This is a genomic window from Vibrio toranzoniae, from assembly GCF_024347655.1.
Lineage (GTDB): Bacteria > Pseudomonadota > Gammaproteobacteria > Enterobacterales > Vibrionaceae > Vibrio > Vibrio toranzoniae.
Window position 1 is genome coordinate 513,516 of the sequence record NZ_AP025515.1, and the last position, 14,079, is coordinate 527,594.

Annotated in this window: 12 protein-coding genes; 2 read left to right on the forward strand and 10 right to left on the reverse strand. The window is 40.8% G+C overall.

Annotation, left to right across the window (positions count from 1 at the left end; all coding sequences use genetic code 11):
- Positions 1-118: 118 nt before the first annotated feature.
- The 3 genes from OCU50_RS16705 to yegD form a co-directional block, all read right to left on the reverse strand.
- The gene (locus tag OCU50_RS16705) at positions 119-751 is read right to left on the reverse strand and encodes a fumarylacetoacetate hydrolase family protein (RefSeq protein ID WP_046224011.1); all 633 of its coding nucleotides are present in this window, start codon (positions 749-751) and stop codon (positions 119-121) included.
- Positions 752-1,025: 274 nt separating this feature from the next.
- Positions 1,026-2,069, reverse strand: a complete 1,044-nt coding sequence (locus OCU50_RS16710) for a porin (protein ID WP_060469485.1) — start codon at positions 2,067-2,069, stop codon at positions 1,026-1,028.
- 520 nt (positions 2,070-2,589) lie between these two features.
- Complete coding sequence (gene yegD / locus OCU50_RS16715) at positions 2,590-3,942, reverse strand: molecular chaperone (protein WP_060469484.1); 1,353 nt, start codon at positions 3,940-3,942, stop codon at positions 2,590-2,592.
- A gap of 160 nt (positions 3,943-4,102) precedes the next feature.
- Here yegD and OCU50_RS16720 point away from each other — a divergent pair, with 160 nt between their 5' ends.
- Positions 4,103-4,411, forward strand: coding sequence for a DUF1289 domain-containing protein (locus tag OCU50_RS16720; protein WP_077681677.1), 309 nt, complete (start codon positions 4,103-4,105; stop codon positions 4,409-4,411).
- Between the two features lie 75 nt (positions 4,412-4,486).
- On the opposite strand, the gene OCU50_RS16725 is transcribed toward OCU50_RS16720, so the two are convergent.
- The 6 genes from OCU50_RS16725 to OCU50_RS16750 all read right to left on the reverse strand — a co-directional run bounded on the left by OCU50_RS16725 (position 4,487) and on the right by OCU50_RS16750 (position 10,175).
- Entirely contained in the window at positions 4,487-4,849 is a 363-nt protein-coding gene (locus tag OCU50_RS16725; protein WP_060469483.1) for a HopJ type III effector protein, read from the reverse strand.
- A gap of 128 nt (positions 4,850-4,977) precedes the next feature.
- Positions 4,978-7,548: a quorum-sensing autoinducer 2 sensor kinase/phosphatase LuxQ gene (luxQ, locus tag OCU50_RS16730; protein WP_060469482.1), complete on the reverse strand. Its 2,571-nt coding sequence runs from the start codon at positions 7,546-7,548 to the stop codon at positions 4,978-4,980.
- The gene (locus OCU50_RS16735; RefSeq protein ID WP_060469481.1) at positions 7,548-8,633 is read right to left on the reverse strand and encodes an autoinducer 2-binding periplasmic protein LuxP; all 1,086 of its coding nucleotides are present in this window, start codon (positions 8,631-8,633) and stop codon (positions 7,548-7,550) included. The genes luxQ and OCU50_RS16735 overlap by 1 nt, the downstream gene beginning before the upstream one ends.
- A gap of 305 nt (positions 8,634-8,938) precedes the next feature.
- Entirely contained in the window at positions 8,939-9,253 is a 315-nt protein-coding gene (locus OCU50_RS16740) for a GIY-YIG nuclease family protein (RefSeq protein ID WP_060469480.1), read from the reverse strand.
- Complete coding sequence (locus OCU50_RS16745; RefSeq protein WP_060469479.1) at positions 9,254-9,910, reverse strand: YceH family protein; 657 nt, start codon at positions 9,908-9,910, stop codon at positions 9,254-9,256.
- Positions 9,911-9,974: 64 nt separating this feature from the next.
- Positions 9,975-10,175, reverse strand: a complete 201-nt coding sequence (locus OCU50_RS16750; RefSeq protein WP_017058678.1) for a hypothetical protein — start codon at positions 10,173-10,175, stop codon at positions 9,975-9,977.
- 194 nt (positions 10,176-10,369) lie between these two features.
- On the opposite strand from OCU50_RS16750, the gene OCU50_RS16755 reads away from it, so the two are divergent.
- Positions 10,370-10,684, forward strand: coding sequence for a DUF496 family protein (locus OCU50_RS16755; RefSeq protein WP_004730049.1), 315 nt, complete (start codon positions 10,370-10,372; stop codon positions 10,682-10,684).
- 96 nt (positions 10,685-10,780) lie between these two features.
- Here OCU50_RS16755 and OCU50_RS16760 read toward each other — a convergent pair whose 3' ends face one another.
- A complete protein-coding gene (locus OCU50_RS16760; protein ID WP_060469574.1) occupies positions 10,781-13,354 on the reverse strand; it encodes a hybrid sensor histidine kinase/response regulator in 2,574 nt (857 codons plus the stop codon).
- Positions 13,355-14,079: the final 725 nt, after the last annotated feature.

Genomic DNA, 14,079 nt, shown 5'->3' on the forward strand with positions numbered 1-14,079 from the left:
TTTGGTCATTATACAAATTTTACAACTAATTAAATCTAACGGTTTAGTCCCATTAACAACGTCACCGCTTATGTTTAACTCGCTATCTGCTAGAAGACTCTGCCGTAAAACTTTAGCATCAACTTGCCACCCATTCGATCTCAATCAGAGTAGTTTCACCACACTTTAGACGGCCAAGGAATATATCATCTCGGTGCACTTCTCCGACGCCTTTCGGTGTTCCTGTCATCACAACATCACCATCTAGCAAGGTTGTATAAGAAGATAACTCTTCAAGAATGGTCTGTGGGGAGTAAAGCATCTGCTCCACATGCCCTTTTTGCACGCGGACACAATTAATAAACAGCTCTAGATTTAAGTCAGACAAATCTAAATGTTCAGTTGGCACAAAACGACTCAACACAGCAGAGCCATCGAAGGCTTTGGCTCGTTCCCACGGTAAGCCTTTCGCTTTTAAGTTACTTTGTAGCTCACGTTTAGTCAGGTCTAATCCAAGTCCTACTGCAGAATACTGACCATTTTCAACAATAAAGCAGATTTCAGCTTCGTAATGCAACGCTTCTTGATGAAAAGAACATAAAGAAGAAGTCACGCTGGTACTCGGCTTGTTAAAAACCACCATTGCGTCAGGGATAGTATTATTGAGCTCTTCAATGTGATCGACATAGTTACGCCCTACACACAAGACTTTAGTGGGTATTGCTGTTCGTTTCGAGTTCATCAATTGCTCCTGATTTATAACGCTGCTCATAGTTTATCCCTGAACTATTCTTGGGATACAGAGTTTACCGTATCAGAAGAAGAGAATCTTCGACAAGATGGTTACCAGTCTCTAAATTCTGATCTTTAACTCAATTCAATGATTTGAAAGCTTTTATACGGAGATCGCACCACCCTAAACGAAAGTCCAAAACGAAAAAAAGCCCTCTCTAACCAAAAGGCTGAGAGGGCTTAGCATGGTGTCTAGGACAGTATCCTAAAAGGTAAACCTAAGGAGTAAACACTATGCTAAATAAGTCTGCGACTTATAGGTAGTAACGAGCACCAAGAAGCCACTGGTCGTCAGCTTTTTCTTTGTAAACGCCAGAACCTTGTAGGTCGAATTGGTAGCCAGCAAAGCCTACAAACTGAGACGTAAAGTTGTATTCAGCTTGTAGAGCAGTAGTAGCAAACACAGTTTCGCTCATCTTGTCGTCTTCTACGGCTTCGTAGTTGACACTTAGGTTAAGGCTGTTAGATAGCGCGTAAGATGCCAGTAATTCAACAGCTACCGTTTCTTCAAGAGCAACACCAGCGCTTGAGTTCATGTAGTTGTTCATAGCGTAAACACCGGCTAAGAATAGACCTTCTGAACCATAAGAACCGTAAGTGGCACTTACTACATTTGAATCAGCAGTTTTAGAACCGCCGCCGATGTTACCAAACGTAACATCACCAGTGTTGTATGCGTAGTTTGCTGTGAAATCAGAGATAGCGTAGTTCAATGCGATTTGAGCACGGTTGCCATATTTATTCGAATCAGCGACTTTACGACCTTGCCATGCAACCCCTACGTTTAGAGAACCAGCGTTACCAAAATCGATAGCGTTACCGTAGCTAACCATCTCTTCACCACGACCAGTACCTAGGTTACCGTGATCGTCGTAGATGAAATCATTCGCGAATGCGATTGGCATATCTGCAACACCAGCAACGTTATAGTATGGTGCCCATTGAGTACCCACAACACCACGACCGAAGTCTTCATGCGTTAGACCCACGTAACCTAAACGTGTTGCGAATGATTCATCACCACCGTCTAACATATTTAGCGCCCACTCACCTTTGGCATCTGCTGTGAAGCCATTGCCAAGCTCATGAGTAGCATTGAAGTTAATACGTGGAGAAACAGCCTCTACGCCAATATCGTCTTCGCTGATACGGTCATCGCTGTTTACATCACCAACTGCAACTGAAACGTGGCCGCCAACTGAGAATGTTGTGCCATCTTCATTGTAAAGTTCTACTGCAACTGCCTGTGTACCAAATACTGCACCAGAAATCGCTAGCGCCAAAAGTTTCTTATTCATTGTCATATCCATTTGTAACTGGGTGAATTATTCACTAACAACCTCACATTGATAAGAGAAGTTGTTAACTACATTTAACAAGTAGGCAAACACTAATCGATGAATGACAAAAAAGTTGCATTAAAATATATAAAATAAAAACAACAATGCTATAGAAAACAAAAAACCAAATAAAAACAACAAATTAATAAAACATCACAACGAAACTATTGTGTTTTATTTATTTTAATGCAATTAACTTTTTGGTTTTTAAATCACTAAAAAAGCATTTAAAATCAAAAAAAAGAAAAACAGATTTACCATGAATAGAGAGGTTCTTTCCCGGAAATATTCTGTAACATTTGGAATCTTTTAATCAAAGGCAAAATCACAGAACCCGAAGCAAGCAATACATCGATATGCCACTGTTTATTGACAAAAGCGTTAGACATAAAAAAGGGCAACCAGTCGAAGACCAATTACCCTATCTGTCAGCTACATTGTTACTTCAAGCCCTTTCATAGCTAAACGGCTTAATCTACTATTTAAAACAAACCTCAGCCCAACGAGCCAAACCTGCAGTTACAGAACCGAAGTAGTTTCCACTTACAATAGGCACATTAGGCACTGCTTGTTGTACTGCTTCGCGAAGTATCGGTGAACGCGCTGAACCACCTGTCATGTAAATTACATCGGGCTTCTTCTGACCTTGTTGTATCGCCTCTGTCACCAACTCAATCATTTTTGATTTTGGTGTTTCAATGGTAGCAATCATCTGTGCAACAGAGATATCCACTTCAACCAGTTCAGACGCTACATTAATCGCTGCTCGATATTGAGAAGATTCTGCTAGTGCAATCTTGGCTTCTTCAGCTCTGCGTACAATGCTGTAACCTAAAGTATCGTGATAAACCTTCATCAAACGGTCTAGCTTTTGAGGCTCTGAAGCTTCTTTACGAAGTAACTTCAAGGCCGCCAGGTTTTCGCGAGAATAGAAGTTCTTTTGAGCTTCGACATTATTAATCGCAATAGGGTTCCAGAATTGAGTCAAAGGCATATCAATGCCCGTTGTACCTTTACTACCCATCCCAAAAGGTGACATTAACTGTTTAAACGCAAGGTAAATATCAAGGTCATTCCCCCCTACCCTTTGTCCACTGTGAGCTAATAAACTTTGAGTACGATCCGCTTGATTAGACCAACTCGGGCCCATTTCTAACAACGAACAGTCGGTGGTACCACCACCAATATCAACCACTAGTACCGTTTGATTTTCAGTCAAGGTGCTTTCGTAATCTAGGCCTGCGGCTACTGGCTCAAATTGAAAGGCGATATCAAGGAAGCCAGCACGTTTAGCTGCGCGAGTAAGGATGTCTTCTGCTTGTCTGTTTGCCTCTTCGCCACCTCGACCATGAAAGTTAATCGGCCTGCCGATAACGGCTTGTTTAATCTGTTCTTGAGTCGTAAGTTCGGCTTGATTTTTAATATTCGCCATCATGGCGCACACTAAATCTTCGAAAAAACTCACCTGAACATCATGCAATCCACTCGCTCCAAGGAAAGACTTAGGAGATTTAACGTAGTAAACATCACGAGGGTCTTCCAAATATAGATCTAATGCAGCCTGACCAAATGCCATGTCTTCCGGCACCAAATCGATACTTTCTTCTCGGTTAAATGCAATCGCGCGTCGTAACACCTGCTCACCAACGGCATCGCTAGGCTTAATATTTAAATGGCGAAAGAGATGCTCGGAAACACTTTCACGAGTTGGAGCAAACACGGTTGAGGGAATATAGTGGTTTTTACCTTCTAGCGGTAATAGACTTGGCTCCCCATTTACCATTGCCGCAACAGAACAGTTCGCAGTCCCATAATCAAATCCGATAAACATAATATCCCCCACTCGACAAAAGGGACGAGATGCTACATGAAAATCCGCAAAATTACGAGGTCATTTATTGACTTTACTAGGTCACTTCTTGGTTTATAAGGCTCTGCAAAGGAAAACAAATATGCTACATTTCAGCACAAATGAATCACAGGTCAGATAAATGAAAACACCTTGCCGAGCGGCTTGTAAAAATAATGGCGGTATATGCAGTGGGTGCCATCGAACAATGGATGAGATTATAGGCTGGAAAGGGTTATCTGAAGGCGAAAGAGAGTTGGTGATGAATAATCTGAGTGGTATTAACTCTACTCACCAATGCCCAGCATGCAATGAACCAGCACAATGTGATATCAGTGCAGGTAAAGAAACCTGTTGGTGCTTCGAGCTAGAAAAACGTGATACCGGCAATATCCCAAAGGCTGGAGTTTGCATGTGCCGTAAGTGTCTATCTGCCTTACCTATTCAGTAGATTTTGCACCGATGAACTTCCACTAGAACGCGAAGAGAAGCGAGATGCTATTACCTCGCTTCAAGACACCATTAACTAAATGAGTGATTGCTTAGCTTTTGCAACCAGTGCTGGCTGAGAGAACTCTACTCCACTCCAACCATGAATCATGAAGTTTCGAATATTTTGATGGTCGGTATTCTCAGGAAAACCTAGCACGTCATTTCGATAAAACTGGCCAAAACAAGCCAATGTTTGCTCTGCTGAAAGTCCTAACGCTAGACCAAAGGCAAAAATCTTACATGAACCATTATTCTGCCCTGCCGCATTGACCACATCGCCATTACTGAATTCAGTTACAGAGAAGTCATAATACCTCTCTATCACTTGCATTGTATCTTCAAATTGAACGCTTTCAGGTGCTTGTTGCAGTATGTCTAAGAAAGTTTCCAGTTCCATTTACTTATTCTCCATTAAGTACATAACAGGCAATAGTTTATATTGTTTTACGGTAAGAGTAAGCCCTACTGTTTACTCTGAAAAGTGATTCATCTTTTCACTCAACACCTGCAATTACCTTAATAAAACTAATGCTTAATCTCGTTCCAGTAAGAGTGTTTAAAATGGACAAAAGCTTGGTGTAGCGTATCTTCCTTGATCGGCTTTACAATCACGTAATTTGCCCCCGCGCCAAAAAAACGGTCTCGGGTAGACTTTTGAGCATCAGCGGTGCACGCGTAAATAGGAGTCCGTATACCAACCTCACTTCTCAATTGTTGAGTCGTTTCAACCCCACCTAAGTTCGGAAGTTGGTTGTCCATTAAAATGAGGTCAAACTTATTCGCCTTTGCCATCTCCAAAGCTTCTAAACCATCTTTTGCCCAAGTAACAACCATTCCATACTTTTTGCAAAAAGCTTGAGCGATAAACGCATTGGTATGATTGTCTTCCACGAGTAAAACTTCCAAAGACCGATCAAATAGTGTCTGAGGCTCCATCTTTGGTCGTTGTTTTGAATCCAACGAGGGCTCTGAATGCAACTCAATAGGGATCTCTATTATAAATTCTGAACCTTGGCCTTTGATACTACGAACGTGAATATCTCCTTCAAGCATATCGACAAGGTTTTTTACAATTGTTAACCCCAAGCCTGTACCACCATATTCACGAGTCGTCGTTTCTTCAGCTTGAACAAACGGTTCAAAAACAGCCTCAATTTTACTGTCATCAATACCAATGCCGCTATCTTTCACTCGAACGATTAAGCTGGCTTTATCGGAGTTAAAAATACTATCGATCTCAAAACTGACAGAAATACCACCTTGATGAGTAAACTTAAGGGCATTGCTCAATAGATTAAACATAACCTGATTCAGTCGAACTTGGTCAGTGTAGATCTCAATGTCATCTACCAAGTGATTCACAATACTAAAAGCGACCGATTTATTTTCACAAAGCGGACGATAGATACTCTCTACAGTATTGACCAACTCACCCAAGCGGAAATTTTTCTTTTGTATATTGAACTGACCTTGTTCTATTTTAGAGAAATCCAAGATATCGTTAAGTACTGCCAGTAAATGTTCGGCACTGTTACAAAGTACATCTACCCAGTCTCGGTTGTCTTCATTCTGGATAGATCGTTTGAGCAGCTGAGATACACCTAAAATACCGTTTAACGGCGTACGAATCTCATGGCTCATCTTAGCTAAAAAGTCTGCACGAAGGTTTGCAAGCTGCTCAGCTTCTTCTCTAGCTCGATCAGCCTGTCTCTCCGCCTCAATGAGCTTGGTGATGTCTTGCCCTTGTACGACAACCCCCGTAATACCGTGCTCAACGCGAATTGCAGACATGTTCCAGCGAAACACTTTAGCCCCAATTGGAACATTAATGCCCGTCAGCTTTGACCCTTGAACCACCATTTGAATATTAGGCAACATTCGTTGCTCAAACTCATCAGCCATCGCGCCATAGTTGTCATCGTCATCAAATAACGCCATACGAGCTGCCGGGTTCATCTGAATCAGGTCACCTTTTTCAGACCAAACCAAAATAGGGGAATGGGCAAAATTGAAGAGATCTTGAAATTTTTGGTTCTGTTCAGATAAGCGGTCGAAGGTGTCTTCTAGTGTGCAGCCAATATGGTGGAACTCAAAAATATTAGAACCATCAAACTTACTGTATTCTTCGCCACCGCTTGCTGAACGAGTGAAGTCCATCAACTTGTCTAATTCTGCAGCTACTCTTTTTTGAATCCAAGCGCGGGCAAAAAAAGACATAAGTATGATCAACACCACCACAACAATGGTGGCTCGCTCATAGTTTTCTTCCAACGCAATAAAATTTGTGTTCTTTTGTACCGCACGAATAGTGAGGGGAGTTTCCACGGCATTTATCTTAATCGTCGCGATGGTAACGAAATGGCGAGGTAGTTGATCGTACATTTTATAATTAAGGATACTTGCTATCGTATAGCTTTCATCACCCTTGAATGTAGAAGCGACAGGCGTGCCATGCGCTTCAATAACGATATTCTCGCAATTACTGCCTTTCTGAATGGATTCCGCAAGAGAGAAGTTATTATCGAGTACGATCGCGATATACAACTGGCCAAGAACTTCTCCTGTCTTATCGTCGACAATAGGTGTTCGACGAGCCAACAAGTGACGATTACCTATATCCGTCATAAGCTTTAAAAAGTGCCAATTACTACTGAACGCAACTTTATCAGAAATATGTTCTAAGCTGGTTGCATCCAAACCATAAAATTGACCATTACCATCCTCCCAAGCCAAACCATCATGAGTAGAGACAAAACGTAAATCAGGGGCATGGTTCGGCTCACGTTGATCAATACCAAAAAAAAAGTAACTCAACGCTTTATCATTATGAGTATCAAAATACTCTCTTAGGTTTTCACTGTGTGAATTATTGTCTTGATGGATTTGCAGCACCGATAAACGATAATCAAACATGTTTTGGATCAGGCTTGAGGTCTGCTGAACAGTTCGGTTCGTCTCTTGTTTTACGATACTACTGCTACTTTCATAGTTGTGAATCAGCACACCAAGTGCCATCACCCCTATGACTAAAATAATAATACGGGTAATTAATTTGGCTAAGGTGTTCCTTGGTGTACAAGCGTAGCTTTTCTTCATTATTGACCTGAGTACCTAAATGCGCGCTTCTTAAGCTCAGAAATACGTTCTGGGGAATCTTCGCTGGTCACCACTTCAAACTCACCGGAGTAAACGGTAGGAACTTTCAAGCCACTGAGATCCCATTTGATTGCCTCTGCCATCGCGATCCCAGTATCATCATTCATACGCATAACTGTCACATCTAGGTCCCCACTTTCGATTGCTTCGAGCTCTGCCGATCCGCCTCCCCAGCCATTGACTAAGATATCCCTACCAGACTCACGAATCGCTTCAGCGGCTCCCAAAGCAACATCGGTTGAACATGCATAGATAAAGTCTAGATTTTTATCGTTCTCTATGCTGATTTTAGCCGCTTGGTAACTGCTCTCTTTATCAGACTTGGTGTAAAACGAAGACTTAAGTGCAAAATTTGTATCGGAGTTCACTTCACGAATAAAGGTATCTCCACGAGCGTCACTTATATAACCTTCTGAACGATAAAGAACAGAGTACTGACTGTCTGGTTGACTCACTTCTTTAAAATAGTCCGCCAATTTCAAACTCCCTGTCGCATGATCAAAACCTACATACATAAACGGCTGTCTATCAGACCACGCTCGCACAGGAGTGGTAATATTTTGCAAGATCAGTTTGGTATCCGTATAACTCAGCACATGTTCAATAAATTTACGGTGTCGCGTCGTATCTAGCGTAAAAATTAAATAATCAGTTTTATTTTCAACCGCCTCTTGTAGAGAAATACTCTGTTGATTGATATCAGCATTAACACGTGTAAAAACCTGATTGATCTGATAGTTGATTCTCAATTTATCGAGGCGCTTTTCAAACGCTTGAATATTGCGCACCCAGTAGTCGGAAATCTGTCGACCAGGGTACACGACTGAAATAGTAATAGGCCTATCTTGAACTAGCCTCAATGGCACGGGATGGTTTTGAACAGCTTCGACCATTTTATCGGTCAATATTTTTTGCTTTGGAAACTTAGAAAGGTAATCTTGATATTCCCAATATCCATTGAGAGCGTGGGAAAGGGAGGACGTAGAAAATACGGTAATTCCAAACAACATAAGTAAACGTTTCATATATTTCTCGTTTTATATGAGCTACTTTGGCTCATTTTTAACCTAGCATGACACCATATCTTTGTATGGATAGAATATATTATGTAGTACAGCGATAAGAAATGATAGCGCCCAAACCTAATTAGAACGATATTCCAAATGAGTAATTCATTAATCCTGGAATAACATGGATATTGACGCATTTTTGCCAAGAAAAGGTTCACCGAACCTATAATAGTTAACCTTTATATTCAGTATGTTAAGTTGGTTTCATCAACAGATATCGATCATGAAAGCTGATTACGAGTGGAAATTTTAGCTATTAATTATGAAACTTTGATATATTGAATTGTCTCCTCTTGCCACTCAATGGTTAGCTCGAGTGATACCAACTTTTCTTTGCGGTATTTGGGGAGTTGTTTGATCGCGTATTCGGTTTTTAATGCCTGGCTTTTTGAGTCGACATTAAAACTCCACACTAGTGACAGTGGCCCTTTGCCTTTCAGCGCTTTTGCCCCTTTACCTTGTTGATGCAGTTCAAAGCGACGTGCCAAATTATTAGTAACACCACAATAGAGCGCATTGTGTCTGTTACGGATCAGGTAGACGACCCAATCCGTATCTTTATTAAAAACTGACATCTATATCAGTGATTCAATTAACTCTTTTAACTCTGCGACTTCTGCGCGCAGGCTTGCAACCTCTAACTCGAGTTCTTCAAGTTTTTCGTTAGTCGCCGATGGAGTAGCCGTACCCACAGGTGCCGTCGCAAACGCATCAACATCCACCTCACCGCTTAACAAATGTTGATAGCGTGATTCACGCTTACCAGCTTCACGAGGTAGCTTAACGACTAACGCACCCGCTTCTCGTGCTGCTAGCTTCTCTAGAGTCGCTTCCACCTCTTTCACGTCACCGAAATTCGCTAGACGACCAGTTCGAGTACGAAGCTCACCCGGTGTCTGCGCGCCACGAAGCAGCATACAACAAATGATCGCGCGTTCTTGCTCTGTAAATTGTAAATCACCAAATTCGGTATTGCAGAAGCGATGTTGATATTTGTTTACACGACTATTGAAGCTGCTTTCATCACTCACCATACGACGCGAGATCAAACCATCAACCGCATCCAAAACGTCTGACTCTGACACCGAAAGAACCGGATCACGATTACTCTTTTGATTACAAGCCGCAGTTAAGCTATTCAACGTGAGTGGATAGTGATCAGGAGTCGTGACTTCTTTCTCGATCAAACACCCAATGATTCTTGCTTCAATTGGGGAAAGTACTGTGTTCATCGTTTTTCCTTTTTATTATTTTTGATAATTCCATCTCTACACCTAACCATTCAGTCACTGAAGACTAGTGCTCAGACAGAATAGGTACTCTTTTCTTTCTACCTTGCTCATCAATCAATATGATTTTAGAGCGGTTTAACTCTATTTCCACAACTTCCAAGTAAGTTCGCTCTTGTACGTACGCATCACGAAGCTTATTTTGCTCTGCTGAAAATTCAGTGACATTGTCATCCAAATCTTCGTTTTCCAATTGTTGTTGATTCATTTCACATGTCGTATCAATGCAGTATCTACAGGGATACTAACTTGAACGGTGAGATAAAAACAATCACACATCAGCGAGAGTGCCGAATAATTATACAACCTTACTTTTGCTTTGATCTAAAGACTGTTACAACATCAATTGATATGCTTTAATCAGAACCAGACAATGTATTTGACGATTAGGAAAAGGAATCTATGAGCAGCGTATTTGAAATTGTTAACCAAGCACGACGTAAGAACAAACTTAAGCGTGAACTTTTAGACAACGAAAAGAAAGTTCGTGACAACCGCAAGCGTGTCGACCTTCTTGATAACCTACTTGATTACATCAAGCCAGAGATGACTCATGACGAAATCCTAGGCATTATCAAAAACATGAAAGCTGACTACGAAGACCGCGTTGATGACCACATCATTAAGAGCGCAGAAATTTCTAAAGCTCGTCGTGACATCAGCCGCCGCATCCGTGAACTAACAGAAGAAGATAAGCAAACTCAAGGTAAAAAGTAATTTAACCTAGTTAATGAATTTGCAATAATGTTAGTAACCCACTTAATACTCCGTATAAGTGGGTTTTTTGTACGTAAAACACAAAATACGACATCGCTAGACGATATCTAAGCTACTGAAAAGGTCGTACAGTTGATGAGATTTATAAGGCTTCGCCAGGTAAGCATTCATACCGGCTTCAAAGCAGTCTTTAATGTCCTCTTCTAATACGCTAGCAGTTAAGGCAATAATTGGTAAAGGTATCGCTTCTTGGTCGAGTTCCCACTCTCTAATCGCCTTGGTCGCTGTTATCCCATCCATGACGGGCATCATACAGTCCATTAAGATTGCATCAAACTGGGCACCTTGAGTTATCACATCCAACGCTTCTTGCCCATTGCTGGCAATCAAGTATTCATAGCCCGCTTGCTCAAGGAAGAAGCTCGCTATTTTCTGATTCATCAGGTTGTCTTCCACAATCAAAATGCGTCTATTCAAAGAACGAACTTCTTTATCATTTGGTTCAACTTGCCGTACTTGTTCTCCACCGATATCTAGAGATTGCAAACTGTTTAAGAATCGTTGACCCAAGAATGGTAATGTATGAGTTGAGTGGACCGACTCTGTTATTAGGTTCGTTTTAAATAGATGATGCTGACATACAATGACGCGAGTAAGAGGGTATAACGCTTTCAACTCTGCAAGATCATTCTCCATAGAGTGATACAACGTATGACAATAAAGGATAAAGTCGCTTTCTTTGAGGCTGTCATCAAGGGCCGACATGGATGAAACTACATTTGGTCGAATATTTAATCGTTCACACTCTTTAACAAGTTGATCTAGGTAATTGAAAGAGTTCGAGATAATAGTCGCGCAGCTTAAATTATCGAAGGTCTGAACGTGAGTATCGACAATGTCGACATACAGACAAAAAGTGAACGTCGCCCCTTCTCCTTTAACCGAACGCGCAGTAATGTACCCGTCCATCAAATCAACAAGCTGTCGACAAATAGCAAGGCCCAGACCTGTACCACCGAATTGTCGAGTAATACTGCCATCTTCTTGGGTAAACGGTTCAAAAATGGACTCCAGCTTCTCCGACTCAATCCCGACCCCTGTATCAGTCACACTGCATTCAACCTTTCCTCTATCCAAAGACACCTGTGTATAAACGATGTCCGTGGTGATCGTTCCCTTTGAAGTAAACTTGATGGCGTTAGACAACAAATTGGTCAGTACTTGCTTAACACGGTATTCATCAAAAAACAGTTTTGATGGAATGTGAGAGTCAATATTGATGTCGAGTTCAATATCTTTACTTATCGCTTTCGACAAAACCACACTCACGGAGTCATAAACCGATTCTCGTAGATCTGCATTATGTGGCGACAACATTAAGTTACCCGACTCTATTTTAGAAAGATCGAGAATCTCATTAAGTAGCACCAATAGTGAATGTGAAGACGACTCAATATCTCCTAACACTTCTTGCTGATTCGCATTCAACTGACTTTGAGATAAAATCTCAGTCATACCGATAATCCCGTTGAGCGGTGTACGTATTTCATGGGACATGTTCGCTAAGAATGCGCTTTTCGCTTTATTTGCTGAAATTGCATCTTCTTTTGCTTCTATCAATTCCTTGTTGTGTTGATAATTGCGTTCCATCACTCGATTTAAGGTTTCAGTGAACTGAGCTAATTCATCGTTCCCTTCAATTTGAATAACCTTGGGCTTACCATAGCTATCAGCACACTCAGATCCCCCTTTTAGGATAAGCGATAGGTTTTTATTTAAACGTATAGATGTCGCTATACCCAACCATAACAAAACACCTGAAACGACGAGAATCAAGGATGCCATGATCAGCGTTTGCCTTTGCTGCAGAGTAATATTTTTTGTTAGTTCAGATTGAAGTTGTTCAGTAAAAGCACCAACCGCTTTTGAAATGGTTTGCTCCTTTAACTCTAAACTTTTGATATGATCATATATTTCCGGTGAGGAGAAGGTTCCTTCCAGGATCCGAGCGGTGAAATTGTCCTGAACGTTCTCTTTGTAGAAAGCGTTCAACAATTTCTCAGTTTCCGTTGCATGACTCCCTGATCGAAAAAGTGTGTCTAATAACTGCTGCTGCCTTTCCAAAGTACCGACATAACTCAGAAAATATTGGCTTTTCTGATTTGGGGATCGATATAAGCGATAACTTAACCATGCTTCTTTCTGAATCCAAAACATGTAGTTAGTAAGATTGACAAACATCGCATCAGTATCACTGATCTTTGCATCCATTAAAGCGATACGATATTTAGAGAGATCCATTAACACGCCTTGCAGCAAGCTAAAGACACGCTCTGTCAGTAGTAACCTTTCTTCGTCACTTTGCTTTGATCCTACTCCTACAAGGTTACCTAACGCACTCTTAAGTTCAATCAACTGAGGTTCGGCACTCCAGTTGGGATCAAACCGTTGAAGTTGCTTTTCGTACTCAGCTAGCTTATCCAGTTCAGTGTTGAGCTTTTCGAGCAATTGGCCTTTTTCAGGAATATCATTAGATAAAACTATCCATTGATAAGCATCACCTGAAACAGCGTTAAAAGATTGGAGCGCCTCTACTCTCATACGTGTTGCTTCAAGATGAGCCACCGTCTTGTCGCTCTTTAACAGCTCATTGACTGCAAACCCAAACATGATGAATACAGAAACCGTAGAAAGAAAAATAAGACGCCATCTAATTGACATGTTTATCATTTATATAACTACTCCCTTCCCGAAAGTAATTTACGAACCCAAGTTAAGAGTAGGACATTACTAGGAGTTATTGATCAAATTAGATACAAACAAACGATACTCTGACTCCACAATGGCAAATTATAGTCACCTAGCCCCCCCATAATAGGGCTTTAAAGTAGAAGGTTTAACGTTAAATAAAGAGGTCTAAAGCAAAACGGTTGGAATAAATGAGGTCTAGGCACGAAAGATCTACAAAAATGAGATTTAAGTAAAGGAGGCTTATCAAGTTATTATCACCCGAATAACAAGTGAGCAAACTAGCTTCTCAGCTCAACTAGGCTGTAAGTTATGACTCTATACACCAACAAAGCCGATGGTTAGGTTAAATTTGTGACATCTAATCGTTCGTATCATGTACTTTTCATATTCAACCTCAGCTTATTCAAACGTAGAACAAGAAAACTCGTTAATGACCTTATTTATCGTTTACTATTTGCGTGTAACTTGAGTTAGCGATCACATGTTTAATGTTCAAGGTAACCTGTATTACATAAATAATTTTGATTTGAGTATTTTTTGTCGAAAAATAAGTGCTACAGATTGTTAAAGTCAATAGTGCTTCCTCTCGAAAAAGCCATGTTTATTACTGCATTTATATAAATTTACAGCCAATCTATCTGCAT